The organism is Nonomuraea thailandensis (genome assembly GCF_024172165.1).
GTDB classification, from domain to species: domain Bacteria; phylum Actinomycetota; class Actinomycetes; order Streptosporangiales; family Streptosporangiaceae; genus Nonomuraea; species Nonomuraea thailandensis.
In genome coordinates this window covers 5,837,341-5,863,000 of sequence record NZ_JAMZEB010000002.1, presented here as the reverse complement: position 1 = coordinate 5,863,000, position 25,660 = coordinate 5,837,341, and the positions used below count along the sequence as shown (strand labels likewise).

At 71.2% G+C, this 25,660-nt stretch carries 20 protein-coding genes; 6 read left to right on the top strand and 14 right to left on the bottom strand.

What is annotated here, in order from left to right; all coding sequences use genetic code 11:
* Window position 1: 1 nt before the first annotated feature.
* Window positions 2–1,300 carry a pentapeptide repeat-containing protein gene (locus tag HD597_RS30365; protein WP_253746357.1) on the bottom strand — a complete coding sequence of 433 codons (1,299 nt, stop codon included), beginning with the start codon at window positions 1,298–1,300 and terminating at the stop codon, window positions 2–4.
* 271 nt (window positions 1,301–1,571) lie between these two features.
* On the opposite strand from HD597_RS30365, the gene HD597_RS30360 reads away from it, so the two are divergent.
* The gene (locus HD597_RS30360; protein WP_253746356.1) at window positions 1,572–1,946 is read left to right on the top strand and encodes a thioredoxin family protein; all 375 of its coding nucleotides are present in this window, start codon (window positions 1,572–1,574) and stop codon (window positions 1,944–1,946) included.
* 56 nt (window positions 1,947–2,002) lie between these two features.
* Here HD597_RS30360 and HD597_RS30355 read toward each other — a convergent pair whose 3' ends face one another.
* From HD597_RS30355 to HD597_RS30345, 3 genes are all read right to left on the bottom strand, one after another.
* Entirely contained in the window at window positions 2,003–2,776 is a 774-nt protein-coding gene (locus HD597_RS30355; protein WP_253746355.1) for an SAM-dependent methyltransferase, read from the bottom strand.
* A gap of 194 nt (window positions 2,777–2,970) precedes the next feature.
* On the bottom strand, window positions 2,971–4,308 hold the full coding sequence (locus HD597_RS30350; protein WP_253746351.1) for a class II 3-deoxy-7-phosphoheptulonate synthase: 1,338 nt from the start codon (window positions 4,306–4,308) through the stop codon (window positions 2,971–2,973).
* 91 nt (window positions 4,309–4,399) lie between these two features.
* Window positions 4,400–5,596 (bottom strand): FAD-dependent oxidoreductase, encoded by a 1,197-nt coding sequence (locus HD597_RS30345; RefSeq protein WP_253746350.1) that lies wholly within the window; start codon window positions 5,594–5,596, stop codon window positions 4,400–4,402.
* A gap of 121 nt (window positions 5,597–5,717) precedes the next feature.
* Between HD597_RS30345 and HD597_RS30340 the strand changes: the two genes are divergently transcribed.
* Together HD597_RS30340 and HD597_RS30335 are read left to right on the top strand one after the other, a co-directional pair.
* The gene (locus HD597_RS30340) at window positions 5,718–6,596 is read left to right on the top strand and encodes an anti-sigma factor (RefSeq protein ID WP_253746347.1); all 879 of its coding nucleotides are present in this window, start codon (window positions 5,718–5,720) and stop codon (window positions 6,594–6,596) included.
* A 46-nt stretch (window positions 6,597–6,642) separates the two neighbouring features.
* Window positions 6,643–8,862: a M64 family metallopeptidase gene (locus HD597_RS30335; protein WP_253746346.1), complete on the top strand. Its 2,220-nt coding sequence runs from the start codon at window positions 6,643–6,645 to the stop codon at window positions 8,860–8,862.
* A gap of 5 nt (window positions 8,863–8,867) precedes the next feature.
* Here HD597_RS30335 and HD597_RS30330 read toward each other — a convergent pair whose 3' ends face one another.
* The 8 genes from HD597_RS30330 to HD597_RS30295 all read right to left on the bottom strand — a co-directional run bounded on the left by HD597_RS30330 (window position 8,868) and on the right by HD597_RS30295 (window position 17,588).
* Complete coding sequence (locus HD597_RS30330; protein WP_253746345.1) at window positions 8,868–9,848, bottom strand: phosphotransferase family protein; 981 nt, start codon at window positions 9,846–9,848, stop codon at window positions 8,868–8,870.
* A gap of 10 nt (window positions 9,849–9,858) precedes the next feature.
* Entirely contained in the window at window positions 9,859–10,857 is a 999-nt protein-coding gene (locus tag HD597_RS30325; RefSeq protein ID WP_253746344.1) for a LacI family DNA-binding transcriptional regulator, read from the bottom strand.
* Window positions 10,838–12,247 (bottom strand): GH1 family beta-glucosidase, encoded by a 1,410-nt coding sequence (locus HD597_RS30320; RefSeq protein WP_253746343.1) that lies wholly within the window; start codon window positions 12,245–12,247, stop codon window positions 10,838–10,840. Before HD597_RS30320 ends, HD597_RS30325 begins: the two co-directional genes overlap by 20 nt.
* Window positions 12,244–13,074 (bottom strand): carbohydrate ABC transporter permease, encoded by an 831-nt coding sequence (locus tag HD597_RS30315; RefSeq protein WP_253746342.1) that lies wholly within the window; start codon window positions 13,072–13,074, stop codon window positions 12,244–12,246. Before HD597_RS30315 ends, HD597_RS30320 begins: the two co-directional genes overlap by 4 nt.
* Window positions 13,071–14,027, bottom strand: a complete 957-nt coding sequence (locus HD597_RS30310; protein ID WP_253746341.1) for a carbohydrate ABC transporter permease — start codon at window positions 14,025–14,027, stop codon at window positions 13,071–13,073. Before HD597_RS30310 ends, HD597_RS30315 begins: the two co-directional genes overlap by 4 nt.
* Window positions 14,028–14,085: 58 nt before the next feature.
* Window positions 14,086–15,426 carry an ABC transporter substrate-binding protein gene (locus HD597_RS30305; RefSeq protein ID WP_253746340.1) on the bottom strand — a complete coding sequence of 447 codons (1,341 nt, stop codon included), beginning with the start codon at window positions 15,424–15,426 and terminating at the stop codon, window positions 14,086–14,088.
* Between the two features lie 370 nt (window positions 15,427–15,796).
* Window positions 15,797–17,041, bottom strand: a complete 1,245-nt coding sequence (locus tag HD597_RS30300) for an RNA polymerase sigma factor (RefSeq protein WP_253746339.1) — start codon at window positions 17,039–17,041, stop codon at window positions 15,797–15,799.
* 106 nt (window positions 17,042–17,147) lie between these two features.
* On the bottom strand, window positions 17,148–17,588 hold the full coding sequence (locus HD597_RS30295) for a YciI family protein (RefSeq protein WP_253746338.1): 441 nt from the start codon (window positions 17,586–17,588) through the stop codon (window positions 17,148–17,150).
* A gap of 286 nt (window positions 17,589–17,874) precedes the next feature.
* Here HD597_RS30295 and HD597_RS30290 point away from each other — a divergent pair, with 286 nt between their 5' ends.
* Both HD597_RS30290 and HD597_RS30285 read left to right on the top strand, forming a co-directional pair.
* Complete coding sequence (locus tag HD597_RS30290; protein ID WP_253746337.1) at window positions 17,875–22,545, top strand: hypothetical protein; 4,671 nt, start codon at window positions 17,875–17,877, stop codon at window positions 22,543–22,545.
* Window positions 22,546–22,554: 9 nt separating this feature from the next.
* Window positions 22,555–23,091 (top strand): FixH family protein, encoded by a 537-nt coding sequence (locus HD597_RS30285; RefSeq protein ID WP_253746336.1) that lies wholly within the window; start codon window positions 22,555–22,557, stop codon window positions 23,089–23,091.
* A 43-nt stretch (window positions 23,092–23,134) separates the two neighbouring features.
* On the opposite strand, the gene HD597_RS30280 is transcribed toward HD597_RS30285, so the two are convergent.
* Together HD597_RS30280 and HD597_RS30275 are read right to left on the bottom strand one after the other, a co-directional pair.
* A complete protein-coding gene (locus tag HD597_RS30280) occupies window positions 23,135–23,767 on the bottom strand; it encodes a response regulator transcription factor (protein WP_253746335.1) in 633 nt (210 codons plus the stop codon).
* Window positions 23,768–23,896: 129 nt separating this feature from the next.
* Window positions 23,897–24,760 (bottom strand): LysR family transcriptional regulator, encoded by an 864-nt coding sequence (locus tag HD597_RS30275; RefSeq protein ID WP_253746334.1) that lies wholly within the window; start codon window positions 24,758–24,760, stop codon window positions 23,897–23,899.
* 58 nt (window positions 24,761–24,818) lie between these two features.
* Here HD597_RS30275 and HD597_RS30270 point away from each other — a divergent pair, with 58 nt between their 5' ends.
* Window positions 24,819–25,637, top strand: coding sequence for an alpha/beta fold hydrolase (locus HD597_RS30270; RefSeq protein ID WP_253746333.1), 819 nt, complete (start codon window positions 24,819–24,821; stop codon window positions 25,635–25,637).
* Window positions 25,638–25,660: the final 23 nt, after the last annotated feature.

Genomic DNA, 25,660 nt, shown 5'->3' with positions numbered 1-25,660 from the left:
GTCAGGGGTGCAGGGCCGGGCCGACGGTCCCGGGGCGGTGGCCGGCGTGGGAGGCCGAGCTCCACGCGACGGCCGCCGCCATCAGGGCCATCACCAGCGCGAGCCAGACCGCCGCCCGGCCCATGCGCATCCCGTACCCGCACAACAGCCACGACACCGACAGCCACCACCCGTGACCGGCCTGCCGGCGCATCTCCATGGCGGCGAAGGCGAAGTCGGCCGAGGTGGCGCTGTCGGAGGGCCGCAGCCCGGCGTAGAGCGCCGCCAGCCGGTCGGGGGAGGCGCCGGGGTCGCCGGGATCGCCGGCGCGGCCGTGCAGGGTGCGCTCGTCGGCCAGCACCCGCCGCCGCGAGAACCACCGCACCATCGGCCACCGCATGCTCACCCGCACCCCGCGCGGCGTGAGCGCGAACGTGCACTCCTTCACCCGCACCCCGGCAGGATGGGCCAGCCCCGCGAACCGGCACGCCGACAGGTCCAGCCCGAACAGCTCCAGGCTGGCCGCGTCGACCTGCCGCAGCGACGTCAGCGTGGACCTGCCCCGCCCCATGACGGTGGCGGGTCCGCGCAGCACCGCTCCCTCCAGGTCGGCCTGCGAGTCCGTCAGCCGCACGGTCGTGGGGCCCCGCACCTCCAGGTGCCGCAGGTCGACCCCGCACCGCGCGGCCGCCACGTCGAGCAGTCCGTCGGCGCGCGCCCTGGCCGCCGAGAGCCGCCCGGTGGCCGACAGGTAGGCGTCCGCGGCGAAGTGCGCCGCCTCGAACCCGGCGTGCCCGCTGACCTTGCGGAACGACAGCGTACGGCCGAAGCGCGCCCCCCTGAACGCGGCCCCGTCGCCGAGCCGGGCGCCGTCGAAGGTGGCGTACCCGTCGAACCTGGCCCGCTCGCACGACAGCCCGTGCCCGAACACGGCCTGGCTGAACAGCGCGTCACGCGACATCACGGCCCGGTCGAGCGAGACGTGCCCGCGCGCGGTGACCCCGTGGAAGGACAGCTCCCTGGTGAACCGCACGCCCGCCAGCGACACGTTGCCCTCGAAACGGGCGCCGAAGAACGAGGCCAGCCGGTCGAAGCGGGCGCCGTCGAGCGAGACGTCCCCGGCGAACGTCACCCCCGACAGCCTGACGTCGCCGGTGAACCTGGCCCGGTCCAGCCGCATCCGCCCGGGCCGGCGGCCGGCCGCGTCGAGGACCCTGGACAGCAGGTCGCTGGTGACGGTGGTGCCCCGCAGGTCGATGAGGCGGCCGGGGGCGAGCGCGCTCAGGGCCGCGCCGAGTTGCTCGGGATCGAGGTGAGCCATGCACAAGCCGGACGGCCGGCTAGCGACTCCGGTGCAAGCAGCCGAATACGCGCAGGTGACCCAGTCCATGCATGGGTGATACCCGTCGCGGCCGGTGTCAAGGTTCGCTGATTTTTTGTCTCCTCATGTTTGTGCGGAAACAGCCGGTCTGAATTGCGTCGTACACCTGTGTCCTCCAGCGGGCGGCGAGGTGCGCCGGAGCATGGAATGCTGGTGATGGGTACGTGGTTGAGACGGATGCATTGCCAGCGACACGAGCGAGGAGCCACTTGTGGCGACCATCGAAGTAACCGAGAAGAACTTCAACGACATCGCCGACAAGGGGATCGTGCTGCTCGACTTCTGGGCCGAGTGGTGCCCGCCGTGCAAGAAGTTCGGGCCGATCTTCGAGCAGGCGTCGGACAAGCATGACGACATCACCTTCGGCAAGATCGACACGGATGCCGAGCAGGGGCTCGCGCAGGGGTTCGACATCACCTCGATCCCCACGCTGATGGCCATCCGTGACGGCATCGTGGTCTTCGCCCAGGCCGGCGCCATCCCGGCGCCCGCGCTCGAGGATCTGATCAGCCAGGTCCGGGCGCTCGACATGGACGCCATCAGGGCGGAGCTCAGCGAGGAGCTGAAGAAGGCCCAGCAGAACTGACCGTCATGCGAGAAGGCCCCGCCCATGTGGCGGGGCTTTCGCGTTCCCGGGGCAGGTCAGAGGGCGGGCTTGCGGCCGACGCCGACGTAGCCGAAGTTGATGCCGTTGCCCGGCGCCGACGGGTCGTCGGGACGCCAGCCGTTCGGGAACGTCAGCCCCGGCTCGGCCAGCTCGTAGCCCTCGAAGAAGCGCAGGATCTCCTCGCGGGTGCGCAGGTTCAGCGAGGCCGTGGCCTTCTTGTAGATCTCCAGGGCCTGCGGGGTGACGTCCGGCGTGGGGTCCACGGCGTGGCTGATGACCAGGTGGCTGCCGGGCGCGCTCGCCTTGCGCAGCTTGGCCACCACGTCGTAGGCGACCTCGTCGGGGATGAAGTGCAGGATCGCCAGCGCCAGGAACGCCACCGGCTGCTCGAAGTCCACCATCCCGCCCAGCTTGTCGAGCAGCGCGTCCGGCTCGCGTACGTCGGCCTGGAGGAAGTCGACGTTCTCCTTCCTGGCCAGCAGCGCCCTGCCGTGCACGCACACCACGGAGTCGTAGTCGACGTAGACGACGCGGGCCTCGGGGGCGATCTCGTGCGTGTTTCCCTGGGTCGGCAGGCCGGCGCCGAGGTCGACGATCTGGCGCACGCCCTGGTCCACGAGGTACCGCACGGCACGGCGCAGGAAGGCACGGTTGGCGCGCGCGCCTACCTTGGTGTCCGGGAAGTTCTTGAGGATCTGCTCCGCCGCCGCCCGGTCCGCGGCGAAGTTGTCCTTACCGTCGAGGTAGTAGTCGTACATACGCGCGACGTTGGGGACGTTGGGGTCGACCCCCTCCGGAGCACTATCCACATCTTCTCCCGAAAAATGGGCTCTTTTCGGGGTGATCATAGCTCTGGAACCTGCGGTGATACCGGGAATTCGGTTCACCTGTGGAATGAGAGGTAAATCACTCGAACGGGCTGTGATGACGCGGACGCGGGCCGGAGTGTTCTCCGGCCCGCGTCGGCACGTGCGGGCGATCGGCCCCTGAGCCGGGCCCCGGGTCAGCCGCGGTAGAGCTCCGCCACCCGGAAGGCCAGGTCGAGCGACTGGCCGCGGTTGAGGCGCGGGTCGCAGGCCGTCTCGTAGCGCGTGGCCAGGTCGGTCTCGCCGATCTCGAACCCGCCGCCCACGCACTCGGTCACGTCGTCGCCGGTGAACTCGATGTGGATGCCGCCCGGGTGCGTGCCCAGCGACCGGTGCACCTCGAAGAAGCCGGCCACCTCGTCGAGCACGTCGTCGAGGCGGCGCGTCTTGTGGCCGCTCGGCGCCTCGAACGTGTTGCCGTGCATCGGGTCGCAGATCCAGGCCACCTTGGCGCCGGTCGCGGTGACCTCCTTGACCAGCGCGGGCAGGTGCTCGCGGATCTTGGAGGCGCCCATGCGGGTGATGAACGTGAGCCGCCCCGCCTCGTTGGCCGGGTTGAGCTTGTCGATCAGCGCCAGCGCCTCGTCGGGCGAGGTCGTCGGGCCGAGCTTGACGCCGATCGGGTTGCGGATCTTCGAGAAGAAGTCGACGTGCGCGCCGTCGAGCTGGCGGGTGCGCTCGCCGATCCAGACCATGTGCGCCGACACGTCGTACGGCAGCCCCGTACGCGAGTCGATGCGCGTGAGCGCCTGGTCGTAGTCGAGGATGAGCGCCTCGTGCGAGGAGTAGAACTCGACCGTGTGGAACTCCTCGGGGTCGGCCCCGCACGCCCGCATGAACGCCAGCGCCTGGTCGATCTCCCTGGCCAGTTGCTCGTAGCGGCGCCCGGCGGGCGACTCGGACACGAAGTCCTGGTTCCACGCGTGCACCTGCCGCAGGTCGGCGTAGCCGCCCTTGGTGAAGGCGCGCGCCAGGTTGAGCGTCACGGCGGAGGAGTGGTACGCCTTGAGCAGCCGCCACGGGTCGGGTCTGCGCGCCTCGGGGGTGAAGTCGAAGCCGTTGACCATGTCGCCCCGGTAGGCGGGCAGCTCCACGCCGCCGCGCGTCTCGGTGCCCTTGGAGCGCGGCTTGGCGAACTGCCCGGCCACCCGGCCGATCTTCACCACCGGCACCCGGCCCGCGTACGTCAGCACGATGGCCATCTGGAGCAACGTCTTCAGCTTCTGGCGCACGTTGTCGGCCGTCGCGCCGGCGAAGGTCTCGGCGCAGTCACCGCCCTGAAGGACGAACGCCTCGCCGCGGGCGACCGCGGCCAATTGCTCCTTGAGCTGGTCGCACTCGCCGGCGAAGACCAGCGGGGGCAGGCCGCCGAGCTCGGCGACAACCTTGTCGAGCTCGCCGCGGTCCGGCCAGTCGGGCTGCTGCGCCGCGGGGAGGGCTCGCCAGGAATCGAGATCCACTAGATTGCTGCTCACGAGATACGAGGGTATTCCACTGGCTCGGCACCACCGACCCCCTTGTCCACGTTGTGAGAATGCGGTTATACGCAGACGAACCCAGGGGCGGTCAAAGTTCCTTTACGGTGACGTGCTCGGGCCGTACGCCGTGGCCGATGAAGCGCGGCGCCACCCGGTTGAGCAGCGGGATCCTCGTCAGGTCGCGAGGCAGCCCCGACGGGTCGAGCCGATGGGTCAGCGCCGGGCCGATCACCAGGTTCTGCACCAGCCGCTGGGCCGCCTGCGTGACCCTGGTGGGGAGCATGCGCCGGCGCTGCACCCGGTGCAGTGCCGCCTCCGGCACCGGCGTGCCCGAGGCGAGCGGGCCGGCCAGCAGGTTGGCGGTGGCCACGGCGTCCTGCACGGCCAGGTTGATGCCCACGCCGAACACCGGCGACATGGCGTGCGCGGCGTCCCCGACGCACAGGAATCCGGGCCGGTGCCAGCGGCGCAGCCGGTTGATCGCGACCGTGAGCACGCTGACGTCGTCGTACGAGCCGATCTCCCCGATCCGGTCGCCCAGCCACGGCAGCAGCGCGGCCACCGGGCCGCGCAGCGCGTCGATGCCCTCCCGGACCAGCCCGTCGTAACCGCCCTTGAGGATCAGGTAGGCGAGCTGCCAGTAGCTCTCCCGGTTGATGGCGACCATCATGTGCCCCGGCGAGATGCGCAGGAACGTGTCGTCGCGGTCGCCGGGCTCGCGGGGGAGCCTGAACCACACCACGTCCATGGGCGCGCCGAGGTTCTGCGGCACCAGGCCGGCCCGTCCGCGCAGCACCGAGTGCCGCCCGTCGGCGGCGACCGTCAGCTCCGCCCTGATCTCGTGCTCGCCCGAGGGGTCGCGGTAGCGCAGGCCGCGCACCGCCCCGCCCTCCCTGATGAGGTCGTGGGCCTCGGCGTTCATCAGCAGCCGGAACCCCGGGTAGCGCCCGGCCGCCGACGTGATGAGGTCGAGGAAGTCCCACTGCGGAACGAAGGCCACGTACCGGTATCGGCCCGGCAGCCGGCGCAGGCTGGCGATCCGCACGTCGCCGCGGTCGGTGGCCAGGAACAGGTCGTACGCCTTGCGGTGCGGCAGCTCCAGGAACTCCCGTGCCAGCCCCAGCTCGTCGAGCACCTGCAGCGTCGAGGGGTGGATCGTGTCACCCCGGAAGTCCCGCAGGAAGTCGCCGTGTTTCTCCAGCAGCGTCACCTCGACGCCCGACCTGGCCAGCAGCAGGGCGAGCATCGCCCCGGCGGGCCCGCCGCCCGCTATCACGCATCCCATAATTCACCACCTAATGAGATTGTGCCATCTCATGCGAAATGAGCAAGGCTCCCGGCCATCCGGCGTGCCCGAGCGGGCGAAGTACATGCAGTGAGCCGCCTCTCACACACAGGGAGTGGAAATGAAGGACGAACTCCACACCCTCTCTGGCGCCTACGCCGTGCACGCACTGCCGTACGCCGAGTGGGTGCTGTTCGAGAAGCACCTGCATGCGTGCGGCACGTGCGCGGCCGAGGTGCGGCAGCTGCGCGAGACGGCCGCGAGGCTGGCGGAGACGGTGGCCGAGCGTCCGCCCTCCGGGCTGCGGCGGCGCCTGCTCGACGCCGCCTCCAGGTCCCGCGGCTTCGAGGACCCGACCCAGCAGCCCCGCGACGACGGCCCGACCGTCTGGAGACGCCCGCCGCCCGCCGCCCCGCCGGCCGGGGAAGAGCGGCAGCCGGCGACGCTCAGCCTGCCGCCGGAGCGGCCCGGCCACCGGACGGGCCCGCAGCTGCCCGGGACGGCCGGCGGCGGGCAGGTCGTGCCGCTGCGGCGCCGGCGTTCGAGGACGGCGGCGGTGCTGGTCGCGGTCTCCGCCGCGGCGGCCACCGTCTCCGGCGTGGTCGCCTTCGACGCCCGCCGCGACCTCAGCGACCTGACCAGCAGGAACGAGGAGATGGTCGCGGTGCTGGCCGCGCCCGACGCCGAGACCATGCGCGAGCCCGTCACCACCGGCGGCACCGCCACGGTCGTGATCTCGCGCGACATGGGACGCATGGTGTTCACCTCGTCCGGCCTGGCCGACCTGCCCGGCACCAAGGGATACGAGCTGTGGCTCATGGGCCCGGACGGGCCGCGCCCGGCCGGCCTGCTCGACCGGCGGCAGGACGGCGTGAGCCACCCCATGATGCTGGCCCCGCTGGACCGCGACGGGCACGTCGCGCTCACGGTCGAGCCGGCGAGCGGCTCCGAGCGGCCCACCACGCAGCCCGTCATGCTGGCCGAGCTGCCCGAGGCGTGATCGAACGGGGATGGACGGGCGGCCCCGGCGGCCCGATAGTTCGATCATGCGTATTTTCGCCGCCCTGACACTGGCCGCCGCCCTGTTATGCGTGTCCCCAGCGGCACCCGCCTCCGCCGCCGAGCCCGGCTCGGCCACGGTCGTGCCCGTTCAGGTGACGGGCGCTCCGGCCAAGAGATTCAACCTGATCATCCTCGGTGACGGTTACACCGAGGCCGAGCAGGCGAAGTTCCGTGCCGACGCCGACCGGCACCTGAACGTGATGTGGTCGATCGAGCCGTTCAAGTCCTACCGCAACTACATCAACGTCTACCGCGTCGACATCGTCTCCGGGGAGTCGGGCATCAGCTGCGACCCCGGGCTCGACGCGCCGCGCCGCACGACGCCGCTCAGCATGGGCTTCTGGGGCCGCTGCAACCCCGCCAGCGTCCAGCGCCTGATCACCATGGACAACGCCGCCGCCACCCGCTACGCCGACCTGGTCACCGGCACCGCCTCCGGCAACCGGCAGATCCTCGCCCTGGGCAACAGCGGCACGTACGGCGGGGCAGGCGGCTCGTACGCCACCGCCTCCGGCAGCAACAGCATGTCCGCCCTGATCAGCCCGCACGAGCTGGGCCACTCCCTGGGCGGCCTGCAGGACGAGTACGACTACTACCAGCGCGGCGTCCCCGGCGGCGCGTACACCGGCCCCGAGCCGTCCAGCGCCCACCACACGCTGCTGACCGAGCAGGAGCTGCTCGACCAGCGCAGGAAGTGGTGGCGCTGGCTGGGCGAGCCCAGCGAGTCCGGCGGCCCCATCGGCCGCTACGAGGGCGGCCTGTACTACACCTCGGGCGTGTGGCGGCCCAGCGCCCACTCGATGATGAAGACCCTCGGCTACTACTTCGACCAGGTCAGCCGCGAGGTCATGACCCAGCGCATCACCGCCAAGACCATGCTGATCCAGGACGCCACGCCCGCCGGCGCGCCGGTCGGCGCCGACCGCGTGCTCTGGGTCGAGCCGATGCGCCCCGTCAGCCACTCCCTGGTGACCACCTGGACCGTGGACGGCAAGGACCTGCCCGGCGACCGCGACTCCCTCGACCTGCGCACCCTCGGCCTCGCGCCGGGCACGCACACCGTCACCGCGACCGTCTCGGACCCGACCGGGTTCGTCCGGGACCCGGCCATCAGGGCCGCCATGACCAGGACCCGGTCCTGGACCGTGGACACGGCGGTCACCACCCCGCCGGACGGCCTGGAGCCCGCGTTCGTCTCCTCCACCCCGACCGACCGGCCCCTCGGCCGCGACGACGTCGTGTACGTCGAGACCACCCACCCCGCGGCCACCGTCCCCGAGGTCACCTGGACCCTGAACGGCCGCACCTACCAGGGCACCGACCTGGACCTGGAGAAGCTGGACGCCGAGCCGGGCACGCTCACGGCGACCCTCGGCGGCAGGACCCTCACCTGGACGATCGACGCCACCGGGCCGCGCACGGCGTACGAGCTGTCACGGCCGCTGGCCCGCTCCGGCGACACCTACGTCTACAACGGCCCCTTCACCATGCGGCTCACCGGCACCGACGACCGCGACGGGTACGTGGTCTCGGAGTCGCGGGTGGACGGCGACGGCTGGTTCAACTACTTCGGCTGGCCCACCTCCTCGGAGCTGCCCTGGACGTTCTCCGAGCAGGGCACGGTGATCGACTCCCTCGTGTACGGCAAGCTGCCGCGCGGCAGGCACGTCGTCGAGTACCGCTCGATCGACGCCGCGGGCAACTACGGCAAGGCCAAGAGCTTCACCGTCACCACCATCGCCCCGCCGCCCGCCTGCACCAGGACCGTCACGGGCGCCCACCGCGGCCCGCTCACCGTCACCGGCGGCGTCACCTGCCTGGACGACGCCCAGGTCACGGGGGTCGTCACGGTCGGGCCCGGCGCGTCGCTGGTCGTCACGGGCGGCCGGATCACCGGCGCGCTCAGCGCCTCCAGGGCGGCCGAGGTGCACCTGCTCGGCGCCCGCGTGGACGGCGCACTGGCCGTGAGCGGCGCGGCCGGGCTGACGGTCGTGGGCGCCGACCTGCGCGGCGCCGTGCTGCTCAGCGGCAACACGGCGCCGATCCTGTCGGGCAGCACGATCAGGGGGGCGCTCGCCTGCACCGGGAACACGCCCGCCGACCTCGGCGTGCCGAACACGGTCAAGGGCGGTGGCCGCTGCGGGCAAGCCGGTGGACAGCCCGCCGGACGCGCGTACGAGGCGGTCCAGCACCCCGCCGGGTGACGCCGTCAGGACGCGCGCACGAGGCGGTCCAGCACGCCGCTGAGTGAGGCCGTCGCGAGATCGCGGACCCTGGCGTACTCGTCCGGCGGGTACTGCCGGGGTCCGTTCTCGATCAGCAGGATCAGGTACAGGTAGGCGCGGTAGAGGTCGAGCCTGGTGCGCGCCGCCGGCGTCAGCTCCAGGGGGGTCACCTCGCGGTACCCCGCCAGCAGCGGATCGTCCTCCGCCAGCTCACCGAAGATCGTCGGCGTGACGAACTCGGCCAGCGGGTCGCCCCAGAAGGCCCGCTCGTGGTCGATGATCGCCTGAATCCTGGGCGTCCCGCTCAGGTCGAGGAAGACGTTGCCCGCCCACACGTCGAAGTGCACCAGCCGCGGCGTCGTCACCTCGTCCAGGGCCGGCGCCGCCGCCTCGAAGACCGCCAGGATCTCCCCGGCGGGCAGCGGCAGCGGTGTCGGGTACCGCTCGGTGTCGCCGAGCAGCGCCGCCGTCATCGCCAGGAACGCCTCGCGCCACGTCGCGCCGGTGATCCCGGCGTGCGGGTAGCCGAACACCTCGCCCGTCACCGCGTTGAACCTGGCCAGATGCCCGCCCAGCTCCCTGCGCAGCTCCGCGTGGTTGTCCGGCTTGACGTCGTTCCACGACACGCCGTCGAGCGCGGCCAGCAGCAGGTAGTCGCCGCCCAGCACCGGGTCGTCGTAGCCCGCCCGCAGCAACCCGGCCACGGGCACGCCCGCGGCGGCGGCCAGGCCGATCGCGGCGGCCTCCATGCGCAGCAGGTTGCGCTCGTAGCTGAGCTGCTCCAGCTCGGGCGGGGGAGACAGCTTGAGCACCGCCTCGCGCCCGTCGTCCAGCTTCAGCCGCCAGACGGCGTTGGCGTAGCCGTCGGTCAGCTCGGTCGCGGCCGTGACGCCCGCGCCCACCGCCCGGCGCACCAGCGCGCCGAGCTCGGCGTCGGATAACCGGCGCTTGGTCCTGCTGTCCACGTGACCCCTCTCAGGCGGATTCCCTGCGCACCAGGTGCGTGTCGAGGATCACGACGGGCTGGCGCAGCTCCTCGCCGTTGATCCTGGCCACCAGCAACTGTGCCATCTGCCGGCCCATGGCCTCGGTCGGCTGGTGCACGGTGGTCAGCGGGGGATCGGCGTGCAACGCCGCCTTGGAGTCGTCGAACCCGATCACCGCCACGTCGCCCGGCACCGACCGGCCCTCGGCCTTGAGCACGCGCATCGCGCCCAGCGCCATCGGGTCGGACGCGGCGAACACGGCGTCGAGATCGGGATGGGTGCGCAGCAGCTCCTGCATCGCCGTCGCGCCGCTGTGCTCGGAGAAGTCGCCGTAGGCGACCAGCTCCGGCAGGCCCGACGGCAGCAGCGCGTCGCGGTAGCCCGACAGACGGTCGACGCCCACGCCCATGTCCTGGGACCCGGCGATCGTGGCGATCGCCCTGCGGCCCAGGCCCAGCAGGTGCTTGACGGCCTGCCGGGCCCCTGCCCTGTTGTCCATGTCCACGTAGCTGTAGGGGTCGAGGCCGACGGGGCGGCCGCCCAGCACGGTCGGCACGCCCATCGCCTCCAGCCTGCCCGGCAACGGGTCGGCGCCGTGCAGCGACAGCAGCAGCACGCCGTCGACGTGCTGGCCCGTCAGGTAGTGCTCCAGCCGCGCGTGCTCCTCCGGGGTGCGCGCCATCGCCAGGATGAGCTGCAACCCGGTCTCGGCCAGCGCCGAGCCGATGCCGCGGATGGTGCCCGCGAAGTACGGCTCGTCGAAGACCCGGAACTGGGACTCGGACACCACCAGGGCCACCGTGTCCGTGCGGCGCGTGACCAGGGCCCGCGCCGCACGGTTGGGCACGTAGCCCAGCTCGCGGATGGCCAGCTCGACGGCCTCGCGGGCCTTCGCGCTGACGTTCGGCGAGCCATTGATGACTCTAGACACCGTGCCCCGGCCCACCCCGGCCCGAGCCGCGACTGCCTCAAGAGTCGGTCGGTTCATGGCGCCTATTCTGCCGGATGATCTCCGCGTACCAGAGCGCGCTGTCCTTGACCAGCCGTTCCTGCGTCTCGAAGTCCACGCGAACCAGGCCGAACCGCTTGCCGTAGCCCCACGCCCACTCGAAGTTGTCCATCAGTGACCAGGCGAAATACCCCTCCAGGGGCACGCCGGCGTCGATGGCCTGCTTGCAGGCGCCCAGGTGGGCCTCCACGTACGCCAGCCGCTCCCGGTCGTGGATGCGGCCCTCGTCCAGCACGTCCTCGAAGGCCGCGCCGTTCTCGGAGACGACCATCGGGATCGGCGGGTAGTCGCGCGCCACCCTGGTGAGGATCTCCACCAGGCCGCCCTCGTCGATCTCCCAGCCCATCGCGGTGACCGGCCGGCCGCCGTTGACGAACGACACGTGCTCGCTGCCCACCCACGGGGAACCCGAGTCCGTGGGGGCCGCCGCCGCCGACTGCGCGCCTCCCGGTGCTCCCGAGACCGTGAAGCGGCTGTAGTAGTTGACGAGCAGCACGTCGATGGGCGCGTTGATGGTCTTCATGTCGCCGGGCTCGATGAAGTCCTTGTCGAACGGCAGGTCCGCCAGCACGTCCTCCGGGTAGCGGCCCAGCAGCAGCGCGTCCAGGAAGAAGCGGTTCTGCAGGCCGTCGATGCGGCGGGCCGCGTCGAGGTCGCGCTCGCTGTCGGTCTCCGGGGTGATGGCGTACAGGTTCACGCAGCCGCCGACCCTGCGTGCGTTCATCGCCTGGACGGCCAGCCCGTGGGCCAGGTTGAGGTGGTGCGCGCCCCTGATCGCGTTCTCCGGCTCGCGCCTGCCCGGGGCGTGCTCGCCCGAGGCGTAGCCGAGGAACGCGGCGCACCATGGCTCGTTGACCGTGCTGAAGGTGTGGACGTAGTCCTTGAGCGCGTCGTGCACGGCCGCCGCGTACTCCGCGAAGCGGTAGGCCGTGTCACGGTTGGGCCAGCCGCCCCTGTCCTCCAGCTCCTGGGGCAGGTCCCAGTGGTAGAGGGTCAGCCACGGGTCGATGGCGTGCTGGCGCAGCTCGTCGCAGAGCCGCTTGTAGAAGTCCAGGCCCTTCTGGTTGACGGCGCCGGAGCCGGACGGCTGGATGCGCGGCCAGGACACGGAGAACCGGTAGGCCGACAGGCCCAGGTCCGCCATGATGGCGACGTCCTCGCGGTAGCGGTGGTAGTGGTCGATGGCCACGTCCGCGTTGTGCCCGTTGAGCACCCGGCCCGGCGTCGCGGTGAAGGTGTCCCAGATCGACACGCCGCGCCCGTCCTCGGCGACGGCCCCCTCGATCTGGTACGCCGACGTCGCGGCCCCCCACGCGAAGCCCGCGGGGAAGCGCAGTCCGGTACGCGTCTGTTCTTCTTGAGTCGTCACGCCTTGACCGCACCTTCCATGAGTCCGCCGACGATCTGACGGCCGAAGAGGACGAAAACCAGCACGAGCGGGATGATGGACAGCGCCGTGCCCGCGAAGATCAGCGAGTATTCCGTGGAGAATCTCGCGTTGAGCCCGTTGATCGCGATCTGGACGGTCGGGTTGTCCTGGTTGAGCACGATCAGCGGCCACATGTAGTCGTTCCACATGAGCATGAACGTGTTGATGCCGAGCACCGCCATGCCGGGCCGGACGGCCGGCAGCACGACGTTCCACCAGATCCGCAGCGTGGCGGCGCCGTCCACCCGGGCGGCCTCGACCAGCTCCATCGGCACCGACTGCCGGGTGTACTGCGTCATGAGGAACACGCCGAACCCGTTGAGCAGGTACGGCAGGATGACCGCCTTGAGAGTGTTGGTCCACTCCAGGCTCACCATGAGCCGGTAGAGCGGCACCACGCCCATCTGCTGCAGCGGGACCGCCATCGTCAGCAGCACGAGCAGCAGCAGCGCGTTGCGGCCCTTGAAGTTCAGGTTGGCGAAGGCGAAGCCGGCCAGCGTCGAGATGAGGATGACGGAGACGGTGACGACGGTCGCCACGATGAACGAGTTCGTCAGGCCCAGCAGGAACTGCGCCTCCGGGTGGGTGAGGACCCGCACGATGTTGTCGCCCAGGTTCCCGCCCGGCAGGAACTTCGGCGGCGAGGCCACCGCGTCCGCGTTCGTCCGCGAGGCGATGACCAGCATCCAGTACAGCGGGAACGCCGAGACGAAGATGGCCAGCCCCAGCAGAACCCTGGTGAGGACGGTCGGTTTCCAGACGGTCATCGCGTGCCCCCGATCCTGCGCACGAACAGGAAGTTGATGGCTGCTCCGATGAGGATCAGCAGGAACAGCAGCCAGGCGGCCGCGGAGGCGTAGCCGTAGTCGAACTCCCGGAAGGCCTCCTTGTAGACGAACATGGCCACCGTCTGGAACTGGCCCTGGGAGCCGCCGTCGGGGTTGCCGTTGTAGAACGTCATCGGCTCCGAGAACAGCGTCAGGCCGCCGATCGTGGAGTTGAGCACCACGAAGATCATGGTCGGGCGCAGCATCGGCAGCGTGATCTGCCAGAACTGCCGGCGGCGCGAGGCGCCGTCGATCGAGGCCGCCTCGTACAGGTCCTTCGGGATCGTCTGCATGCCGGCCAGGAAGATGATCGCGTTGTAGCCGGTCCAGCGCCAGTCGACCATGGTGGCGATCGCGATCCACGACGGGACGCGCTCGGCCCGCCAGTTCGTGTTGTCGACCCCGAACAGGCCCAGCAGGTAGTTGACCAGACCCCAGTCGCGGGCGAACAGCTGCGTGAACACCACCGCGACCGCGACCACCGACGTGACGAGCGGAAGCAGCACGCTCATCCGGATCGGCAGGCGGAACTTCATGTGCTTGTTGAGCGCGTTGGCCAGGAACAGGGCCAGGAACATCTGGGGGACGGTGGCGATGAGGAACATGGCCACCGTGTTCACCGTGGCGCGCCAGAAGTCGTCGTCACCCAGGAGCGCGGTGTAGTTGCCCAGCCCGGCCCACTCCGTGGTCCCGGTCAGGTCGTAGTCGTAGAGCGAGTAGTAGAGCGTGAAGGCCAACGGGAAGAGCCCGAAGGCGGCGAACAGGATGAAGTAGGGAGACACCAGGGCGTACGGCATCGCCTTGACGTCCAGTCGGGAACGCCAGCGGCGGCCGGGCGGGCGTTCACGGCGATGGGTGTTCCGTGACGCCCGCGGAAGGGTGTCGAGGCTCATAACAGACCTTTCGGCGGCAACATGCCCGGCCCGCGGCTGGCGGGCCGGGCGGGGAGGATCAGCCCGCGGCCTTCACCGCGTCGTCGACCAGCTGCTGCCAGGCCTTGTCGTGAGAGACGGAGCCGTCGTCCATGCCCTGGATGACCGACTCGATGGCGTTCTTGACCTGGGCGTGCTTCACGCCGAGGAAGACCGGCTGGAGGCTCGCCGCGGACTTGGCGAAGATCTCACCGATGGGGGCGTCGTTGAAGAACTCGTTCTTCGCGCCCTGGACGGCGGTGTCCTGCTGCGCCTTCGTGTTGCTCGGCATGTTGCCGAAGTCCGTGAAGACGGTCGCCTGCGTCTGCGCCTGCGTCAGGTAGTCGGCCACCATGGCCGCTTCCTTCGGGTGCTTGGTCTGCTTCGGCACGGCCAGCCAGGAGCCGCCCCAGTTGCCGCCGCCACCGGGCACCGAGGCCACGTCCCACTGGCCCTTGGCGTCGTCGCCGGCGTTGCCGCTGACCACGCCGAGCATCCAGGAGGGGCAGCCGAGCGTGGCGAACGAGCCCTTCTGGGTGCCCGTCGCCCACTCGTCGGTGAAGTTGCGCAGCTTGGCGGTCAGGCCCTGCTGGGTCATCTTCTGGGCGAAGTCGAAGGCCGTCTTCACCGCCGGGTTCTTGTCGACGATGAGGTTGTTGCTCGTGTCGAAGTAGCTGACGTTGCCGTTCTTGGCCGCCTCCTGGTAGAGGACGACCTGGTACAGCGTGTTGGTGCCGTCAGCCCACTTGGTGTCCTTGACCTTGCCCTGGAACTTCTTGCCGACGTTCATGAACTCGTCCCAGGTCGGCCACAGGGCGCTGACCTCGTCACGGTTCGACGGCAGACCGGCCTTCTCGAACAGGTCCTTGCGGTAGCAGATGCTCATGCCGCCGATGTCGGTGCCCAGGCCGAACAGCTTGCCGTCGGCGGCGACGCCGTTCTCCCACTTCCACGCGGGGAAGTCGGCCTTGCGGGACTCCAGGCCGTACTCCTTCAGGTCGGCCCACCACTCGGAGCGCGCCTTGGCCAGGCCCATGCCGCCCTCGTCGATGCCGACCACGTCGCCCGCACCGGAGCCGGAGGTCAGCCACTGGATCATCTGCGGCCAGTACTGCTGCTCGAACTGGTCGGTGAGGTTCTCGTGCTTGATCTGGATGTCCTTGTGCTCGGCGTTCCACTTGGCGATGGCGTTCTTGTAGCCGAAGTTCTCGCCGCCGCCGAACGTCTGGACCCGGATCGTGACCGGCTGAGCCGCCCCCGACGAGGCGGGAGCGCTGGACTCCGTGGTGGTGCCGCCGGAACCACAGGACGCGACGGTAAGCGCCACCGCGGCCAGGGCCGAAGCCGCGGCGATACCGCCGCGACGCTTGCTGATCATCATGGTGGACCCCTTCTCGGGTGAATGTTGGGGGAGTGCACCGCGGCACGCGCTCCGCCGCGGTGGGAGTCTTTGGGAGCGCTCCCACAAAGGGTGCACTCAGCGGGTGAGGACGTCAATCCCGCGAAACGTAACCGTTACCAATGGTGCAGTTTGGACTGTTGAAACTGGCTTTAGTGGGATAAACACCCCAAAGAGCCGATTGGGAGCGCTCCCACCTCAAGAGGCACTTTTCGTGTCACATCAAGGGCATGTCACCCGCACCGCCGGCCCTTTCCCCCGGTCACGAGGCCCAGTCACCGGTCGCGGCGGCGCGCGGACGGCCGTACCGTAGGCGCGTGAACCTTCCCGCCGCGCCCGAGAGCCGCGAGGCTCAGCCGCGCCCGCAGGCGGCGGCGCGCTCCTCCAGCAGGGCGCGCTCGCGGGCGTTGCGCGTCATCCCCGCCGCCCGCTCGAACTCCGCCCGCGCCTCCTCCGCCCGGCCCAGCCTGAACAGCAGATCCCCTCGTACGCTGGGCAGCAGGTGGTAGTCCCTGAGCGACGGCTCGGCCACGATCTGGTCGAGCAGCTCCAGCCCCGCCGCCGGGCCGTAGGCCATCGACAGGGCCACCGCCCGGTTGAGCTCCACGACGGGCGAGCGGGACATCCTGGCCAGCGCCTCGTACAGCTCGGCGATCCGCACCCAGTCGGTCTCCTGCGGGGTGAGGGCGCGGGCGTGGCAGGCGGCGATGGCGGCCTGCAGCGTGTACGGCCCCGGCGTGCCCGACAGCTCCTCGGCGTGGCCGAGCGCCGCCAGGCCGCGGCCGATGAGCAGCCGGTCCCAGCGGGCCCGGTTCTGCTCCAGCAGCAGGATCGGCTCGCCCGCGGGGCCGACCCGGGCGGCCGAGCGGGACGCCTGGATCTCCATGAGCGCGACCAGGCCGTGCACCTCGGGCTCCTTGGGCATCAGACCGGCCAGCACCCGCCCCAGGCGCAGCGCGTCCTCGCACAGGCCCGGGCGCATCCAGTCGTCGCCGGCCGTGGCGGAGTAACCCTCGTTGAAGATCAGGTAGATGACCTCCAGCACCGACGACAGGCGCCCGGCCAGCTCCGCGCCCTGCGGCACCTCGAACGGCACCCGAGTGTCGGCCAGCGTGCGCTTGGCCCGCACGATGCGCTGGGCCACCGTGGACTCCGGGACCAGGAACGCCCGCGCGATCTCGTCGGTGGTCAGGCCGCCGAGCACGCGCAGCGTCAGCGCCACCCTGGCCTCCACCGACAGCGCGGGGTGGCAGGCGGTGAACACCAGCCGCAGCAGGTCGTCCTCGATCTCGTCGACCTCGGGCAGCTCCTCCTCCAGGTCGAGGCGGTGGCCGAGCTCGACGAGGTTGCGCTGGAGGCGTTCGTTCCTGCGGATGAGGTCGATGGCGCGGCGCTTGGAGACCGTCATCAGCCACGCGCCGGGGTTGCGCGGCACGCCCGACTCCGGCCACTGCTCCAGGGCGGCGACCAGCGCGTCCTGCGCCAGCTCCTCGGCCAGGCCGACGTCGCGCACGAGCCCGGCGAGCCCGGCGATCAGCCGGGCCGCCTCGATCCGCCATACCGCCTCGATGGCACGGTGGGTGTCTGAAGCCGTCACCGGGCCATGAGACCAGCCGGGCGCGCGCCCCGCAACCCGGCCGGACCCGGACGGGCCGCGGGCTGGTCAGGCACTCAGGTCAGGCGCCCGGTGTCAGGCACTCAGTTCAGGCGTCGGGGTCCTCCACGCCGAGGCGCTCGCGCAGGGCCTCCTCGCGGGCGCGCTCCTGCGGCGGCAGCGAGTCGTCCGGGACGTCGGCGGCGTCGAACACCCGCCACACGTCCAGCCCGACGCCCTCGGCCCCCGGCGGCACCGGCACCCGCAGAGCCCACTCGATGGCCTCCTCGCGCGACTTGACCTGGATCAGCCAGAACCCGGCGATCAGCTCCTTGGCCTCGGTGAAAGGCCCGTCGATCACGCTCGCCCTGCCGCCGCTGTAGGCGATCTGGGCGCCGTACGAGCTGGGGTAGAGCCCTTCGCCCGCCAGCAGCACCCCGGCCTTGGTCAGCGACTCGTTGTAGGCGTGCATGTCGTCGACCAGCTCCTGACTGGGCAGCGCCCCGGCCTCGGTCTCGGCGCTCGCCTTGCCCACGATCATGAACTTCATCGGTGTCTCCTTCGAGGGATTCCTGCCGTCTCACCGACGCGTCGAACGGCTGCGGGGCGGATCGACACGGCCGGAGGACATTTTCCCGCCCCCGGGCCGCGCTCGTGGCCGATCCGGGTCGCGGAGGTGGACCTGCCCGGTCACCGCGTTCGCGCGGCCGGGCCGACTTGTGGACCGCGGGGGTCAGGTTGCGCCCGCGTCGTTGATCGCGCTCCCGCCGCGCGCGGTACTGGCGGGGTGGCCCTCACGCCCCAGTCCCCCGCACCCTCAGCGAAAGGAGCGCGTGGTGCACACCCATGCGGTGGCCGACCTGTCCACGGTCGGCCTGGCGGGAATCGCCCTCGCCGTGGTGCTCGTCAGGATCGGACGCCGCGGCCTCGGGCCGCGTCTGCTCCTGGGAGCGGTGGCCACGGCGTGGCTGGTCGCGATGGGCGGAGGGATGTGGAGCTTCAGCACGGCGCTGGCCGAGCGGGCTCCCGCCGCCGCCGATCCCTGCACGACGAGCGCCCCGGTCAGGACGTTCGGCGTGTCGCTGATCAACATCCCGCTCTTTCTCAACCGCTTCGGTGACGTCGTCCCCGAAGGGCGCATGTACGTCCTGGACGAGAACGTCGCCGTCGTACGGTCCACGTTCAAGAAGGCCGCCGACCCGTTCGCCCAGCGCGACCTCGTCGAGCCGCTCACCCTGCGGGTCAACAAGGGCGACTGCGTGGCGGTCACCTTCACCAACAGGCTGCACGAGCCCGCCCCCGACCTGGAGTTCGACCCCGGCGAGTCGGTCTTCACGCTGCCGGGCGAGACCCTCGTCGCCACCCCGGGCGCGGTCACCACGGCCAAGCGCCAGTTCGCCCCGTCCAAGTCGGCGCGCAAGGTGCAGTTCGACACCTCCGAGGCGCCGCACGCCTCGATGCACTTCGACGGGCTGACCTACGACGTGACCACCTCGGACGGCACGGCCGTCGGCAACAACGCGCCCTCCACGGCCGCGCCGGGCGCGTCGGTGTCCTACCGGCTGTTCGCCGGCGTGGAGGGGGAGTTCCAGTTCAAGGACGGCGCCGACCTGAGCTCCCACCAGACCGGCGCCGGCAACTTCATCGGCTCGCACGCCTTCGGCGCCTTCGGCGCGATCATGGTGGAGCCGCCGGGCGCCACCTGGGTCGACTCCTCGACCGGCCAGCCGATCAAGTCCGGCACCCGCGCCGTCATCCGGAACCCGAACGGCAAGGACTTCCGCGAGCAGGTCGTGTTCATGCACGACGAGGTGGAGGCGCAGCCGGGCATCCTGACGCGGCTGTGCCGCGGCGACGAAGGCGAGGGCGGCGAGGAGAGCGGGAGCTGCGTCGAGCCGACCGCGGCGGAGCTGGCCAAGCTGAAGGCCGGCACGCTGCCGGACCTGTCGGGCGGCGACGCCGACGCGCTCGTCCAGGGCGAGGTGCCCGTCAAGCTGGAGTGGTTCGCGTTCAACTACCGGGCCGAGCCGGGGTTCAACCGGGAGGAGGTCGGCTGTCCCGCAGCCACCCGGGCCGCGCAGGGCTTCAACGCCGCCGAGTGCATCGGCGAGGAGACGAGCCTGTCGTCCTGGCCGTTCGGCGATCCGGGCGGCGGCGACCTGGTCTTCCCCAGCTACCGGGGCGAGCCGACGCAGTTCCGGCTGATCCATCCGGCCGAGTTCGAGACGCACACGTTCCACCAGCACGTCAACCGCTGGCCGTTCGACCCGCAGGACGAGGGCGGCCTCGACGAGATCAGCAAGGCCACGCACCACATCGCGGTCACCAACGCGCTCGACGTGCAGGCGGTCAGCCCCGGCTCCCACTACTCGCTGATCATGGAGGGCGGCGCGGGCAGCGCCCACGACGACAAGCCGGCGACCTTCGGCGACATCATCTTCCACTGCCACCTGTATCCGCACTTCGCCAACGGCATGTGGGGGCTGAACCGCACGTACGACAAGCTGGAGGACGGCACCCGGCGCAACCCCGACACCACGCAGATCCCCAGGCTGATCCCGCTCGCCGACCATCCGGCGCCGCCGGCGCCCACGGCCGACGAGCCGGGGTTCCCGCACTTCATCCCGGGCAAGTTCGGCTTCAAGGGGCCGAAGGCGCCGCTGTCGGTCGCCGAGCGCAAGACCGGCGCCGTGTTCCCGCCGACCGCGGCGGAGATCCGCGCCGCCGACGACCGCGGCCAGGTGCCCGGCGGGTTCTTCCAGGACCCGTGCCCGGCCGCCCGCTCGGACGGAAAGCCGATCCCGGTCAAGACGTTCTTCGTCTCGGCCATCCAGATCCGGCAGGGCTACACCGGAGGCGCCCTCCAGTGGAACAACCCGCAGAGCCGCATCTACGTCGGCGGCACGACCTCGGCCGAACGGGACGCCAAGGTCGCCGCGATCAGGAACGGCGAGAAACCGGAGCCCTTCTCCCCGCTGCTCAACGTGGGTGACTGCGTCGTCTACCACCTGCGTAACGACCTGCCGGCCGACTTCGGCGGCACGGTCTTCGACCGGCGGCAGATCACCAACGAGGTGGGCATCCACCAGCACATGGTCCAGTTCGACGTGCTGTCCTCCGACGGCGCGGCCAACGGCTGGAACTACGACCAGGGCGCGGACGCCGCCGCGCCCGACAAGGAGTACACCTACCGGGACTTCGTGCACGCCGACACGGCGACGAACTCCTTCCACGACCACTTCTTCCCGAACGTGCACCAGGACAACGGCCTGTTCGGCGGGGCCACCATCCATCCGCCGGGCTGCACGTTCCACGACTCGGAGTCGGGGGCGCAGGTCAGCATCGGCACGATCGTCGACGTGCGGTGCGTCCCCACGACCGACTATCACGGCAACCCCACCGACGGAGAGTCCTACCGGAACTTCTCGCTCTTCATCGAGGACCACGTGCCGATGTTCAAACCCGCCGACGCGAGCGATCCCAACGACGACCGGTTCGTCACCCCGGAAGGCGTGCCCATCTTCCCGGCCAAGTTCCCCTCCAGCGCCGACGACCAGGGCGTGATGGGCATCAACTACCGGCTTGAGCCGTTCGAGCGCCGGCGCGCGTTCGACCCGGCGGGCATGTTCCGGGCCGAGAGCCTGCCCAACACGCCGATCCCCCGGGCGTTCGAGGGCGACAAGGTCAAGTGGCGGCTGTTCCAGCTCTCACAGGAGGAGTCCCACGGGTTCAACCTGGACAGGTTCCGGTGGCGACAGGAGCCCAACGACCCGCAGTCACCCCTGGTGCAGGCGCAGCACATCGGCATGCTGGAGTACTTCGAGATGCGCCTGGACATGGGCTACGAGCTGCCCAGCCCGATGGACCCGTTCTTCGTGCGCTCCTACCTCTACAACTACGGCGGCGCCGACGACTGGTTCCTCGGCACGTGGGGCATCCTGGAGGTGCGCGGCTGCAACGGCGCCCAGTCCTACACCGGCAGGCTCCAGCTCCTGCCCGGGAGCGACCCGCCGCCCTGCGCCAATCCCGGGCCCGCCGCCCGGGACGAGAAGGCGGCCAGGCTGCCGGTCGTCGGCGAGAACAACCCCTGCCCGCAGGCGTCCGACGGCACGATCACCGCGCCGGTCAAGAGGTACACCGTGGTCGCCTTCAACCACGACATCACCTACAACAAGGCCGGTGACCACGACCCGCACGGCGCGATGTACGCGCTGGAAGAAGACGTGGCGGCGATCAAGGCCGGCACCAGGAAGCCGGAGCCGCTCGTCATCCGGGCCAACGCCGGCGACTGCGTCGAGGTGACCCTGAAGAACCAGCTCGACCCGGCCAAGATGCAGCCCCACTGCTTCGAGGGGACGGAGCCCGGCCAGCTCGGCTTCCGCGACCCGTCGCAGGGCGGGTTCACGCTGCCGGGATGCCTGGACCAGCCGCCCAGGAACGAGCACAACGTGCCCGGCTTCAAGCCGATGCCGGTCAGCGCCAAGGTGGGATTGCGACCGGCCATGGTCGACTACCACGTGCAGGGTGCGGGATCCGACGTCGGCTGGAACTCCCCGGACACGCTGGTGGGCGTGGGGCAGTCGCGCCTGCTGCGCTGGTACGCGCCGGAGGAGGACGGCGCGACGGGCCTCGGTGTGCTGCAGGACTACGCCGACCCGCTCGGCCACGGTCACCACGGCCTCTTCGGCGGGCTGGTGATCGAGCCGAAGGGGTCGACGTACAAGGACCCGAGGACCGGAGCCGACCTGAGGAGCGGCGTGGACGCCGTGATCGTGGACCCGAACGGCAAGGACTTCCGCGAGCACGTGATCCTCATGAACAGCGACCTGTCGCTCTTCCGCAAGGACACCAACGGCAACGTCGCCGACGACCAGCCGGTGCCCGACAACTTCGACCTGTCCCTCACCCCTGGCCGCCAGGCCGACGACCCCGAGGACCAGGGCGAGTTCGCCGTCAACTACAACAACGAGCCGTGGAGCCACCGCTACGCCGTGAACCAGGACCTGGCGAAGATCTTCTCCAGCACGGTGCACGGCGACCCGGCGACGCCGCTGTTCCGGGCCTACCCCAGGGACCCGGTACGGCTGCGCGTGGCGCAGGTGGTCGGGGACCCCCGCTCGACGGGCTTCGCCCTGCACGGGCACACCTGGCGGCGCTCCCCGGACGACCCGCAGTCGCAGATCGCGGCCTTCCAGGGCCAGTTCAACCCCGGGGTCGCCTACAACATCCACCTCGATCCCGCCGTGACGGGCGGCGCGGGCGGGCCCGCCGGCACTCCCGGCGACTACCTCTACCGCTCGGGCACGCTGGCCCGGCACCTCACGGGCGGGCAGTGGGGCATCTTCCGCGTCCTCGGCGCCAAGCAGCCGGACCTCATCGAGCTGCCGGACCACCCGTTCGGCACGGCGCCCGCCAGGGCGGCTTCGAACGGCGCGGCAGGCGCCAGCGGGACCGCCGGTGCCAGCGGGACGGCGGCTGTGAACGGCATGCGATCGCGAGCAGAGTAGGAGCGTCCGATGGCGATGACGAGGACGAAGGCGACGAAGCGGACCCGGCCCGCCAGGCCGGATCCGGCCGGGCAGACCCGGACCCGCGCGTTCCGCGTCGGCTTCCTGGTCGGCGCCGGGTCGGGGCTGACGGCTGCCACGCTGATCACGGCGCTGGCGTTCGTCGTGACGGACCCGGTCCCCGCCCCGCCCGCCGCCGGCGCGGTGCCGAGCGCCACCGCCCCCGCGCCGGCCGGCGTGCCGGGCATCCATGTCGTGGCCCGCCATCTCGGCGATCTCAAGGTCAAGGTGGAGGCGCAGGTCAGCACCAGGACCTACGACCCGCTCGGGCGGGCGAGCGTGGCCCTGTACGCCGACATGGTCGCGATGCCGATGGCGCATCGCACGGGGCCGATCACGATGGCCGAGGTGCCGGGAAAGGCGGGGTGGTACGCGGCCGAGGTGGTGGTGCCGATGGTCGGTGAGTACGACATCCAGGTCAGCGTGCAGCGCCCGATCCCGGGCGAGGCGCACGCCAGGGTGCGGGTGGGCACCCAGCCGGGCTGAACCGCGGGCCGCCCCGGCACGCCCGTGCCGGGGCGGCCCGCGGTCAGAGGAGCCCGGCCTTGGCGGCCGCCAGCAGCGCGCCCGCCCTGTCGGTCGCGTCCAGCTTGGTCAGGATCGGCTTGAGGTTGCGCTTCAGCGTCGACTGGCTGATCGCGAGCTGCCGGGCGATCTCGTCGTTGCGCATGCCCCGCGCGACCAGCCGCAGGATCCGCAGCTCGTGCGCGGTCAGGTCGGGAGCGGGCCCGCCGGGCTCGCGGAAGACCAGGCCGGAGGCGACCCCGTCGATCACGACGTCACCGGCGCCGATCACCTCGAGCCCGCGTAACAGGCCGCGCGGATCGGCCTCGGCCGAGAAGAGCCCGCTCACCCCGAGCCGCATCACCTCCCGCGCGCCGCCCGGGTCGATGGCGCCCACCACCAGCACGATCTTCACCGTCGGCACCGTCTCCCGCAGCCGCCGGACCACCCCGATCAGCATCGGGTGCAGCGAACGCACATCGAGCAGCGCGATGTCCGGGACGCGCGTCTCCACGGCACGGCGGTACTCGTCGAGCCGGCGCACCACGGTGAGCACGCTCAGGTCCGAGGAGATCTCGCGCAGGAGCGCCCCGAACGCCACGGCCTGAAGCAGTGACCCCTCCACCATGACGACGACACGGGTCAGATCGTCATGCAAAGCCCGTTCTCCACTCGTCTGCCCCCAAGACGATGATTTTGGACCGTTTGAGATCGAGACTGACCCCGAAGCAGCCGCCCGTCAACCCCGCCTGTCCCATCCGGTCGGACACCGCGCCGACCAATAAATCTACGATGTAAAGGCGGCCAGCTCGTCCAGGAAGGCGCGCACCGTCGGCGCGCAGTCCTCCAGCGACGGGACGGCCAGCGCCAGCGACCGCGTCATCCCCGGCTCCAGCGGCCGGGTGACCACTCCGGGCAGGCCGGCGGGCAGGCCGAGCGCGGGCACGATGCTGACGCCGAGCCCCGCGCCCACCATCTCCAGGATGGCGGCCGGCCCGCTCGCCTCGAACGCGATGTCCAGCGCCACCCCCGCTGCCATGGCCGCTCCCGTGATCAGCGGGCGGCAGCCGGCGGTGGTCAGGATGAACGGCCGCCCGGCCAGGTCGGACAGGCGCACGGCGGGCCTGGCGGCGAGCGGGTCGCCGGCCGGCAGGGCGCTCACCATGTCGTGCGTGCTCAGGTGCACGGTGTGCAGGCCGGGGGCGGGGAGGGTGACGACGCCGACCTCGGCCGCGCCGCGCCGCAGCCAGTCGCGGACGTCGTCGTCCACGCCCTCGAACAGGCGGACCCTGACCTGCGGGTAGCGGTCGGTGAAGGCGCGCAGCAGCCGGGCGACGAGCGTGCCCGTGGCGCTGGGAAGGCTGGCCAGGCGCAGCTCGCCGGTGATCCGGCCGCTGGCGGCGGCCACGTCGGCGCGGATGAGGTCGAAGTGGCGCAGCGCCTCGCGGGCCCGGGCGAGCGCGCGGCGGCCGGCCTCGGTGAGGGCGATGCCGTCGCGGTGGCGGACGAACAGGGCCGCGCCCAGCTCGCGCTCCAGGCTCGCGACGGCGCGGCTGACGGCGGGCTGGGACATGCCCACGAGCTCGGCCGCGGCGGTGAACCCGCCCTGCTCGGCGACCGCGATCAGCACTCTGAGCTGCGCTAACGTCATACCGACATACCCTAATTGGTATTTGACCGGGCAGCTGGCAGAACATCATCGTTATGCCATGTCCACACGCATGACGATCGAGGTTGACGGGCGGCGGGCCAGCTATCTGACGGCCGGCGAGCGGGGTCCCGTGGTGTTGCTGCTGCACGGCACGTACTGGAGCCGGGTGTGGGAGCCGGTGCTCGACCGGCTGGCCGCGGCGGGGCTGCGGCCGGTCGCGGTCGACCTGCCGGGGCTGGGCCGCTCCGAGGGTGAGCTGACGGCGGAGACGGCCACGGTTCCGGCGCTGGCGGCGTGGGTGGGCCGCTTCGCGGCGGCGATCGGGGAGGCCGGGCCGCTGGCCGTGGCCGGCCACGACATCGGCGGCGGGATCGCCCAGCACCTGCTGGCCGGCGGGGTGGCGAAGGTGCGCGGGCTGGCGCTGGTGAACGCGGTGACGTACGACTCGTGGCCGGTGCCGGCGGTGGCGCGGTACCGGGATCCGGCGGTGGTGGCCGGCACGACGGTGGAGGACCTGCTGGCCGCGCGGCGCCAGGCGGTCACCGCCGCGCTGGCCCGCCCGGCCTCCGAGCAGGAGGTCGCCGGCTACCTCGACCCCTGGAACGATCCGCGGGTCTGCCGGTCCTGGATGGCGCTCGCGGCCGCGGCCGACGGCCGGTACACCCTGGACCTGGTGCCCGCGCTGCGGGCCGACGAGACGCCGAAGCTGCTGGTGTGGGGGGAGGCGGACACCTTCCAGGAGGTGCGTCACGCCGAGCGGTTCGCCGCGGAGATGCCGAACACGCGGCTCGTGCGCATCCCGGGGGCGGGCCACATCCCCATGGAGAACGACCCGGAGGGGGTGGCCTCGGCACTGGCCGCGTTCTTTTCGATGTGACCTCATTGGTTTGACCGGTCGGG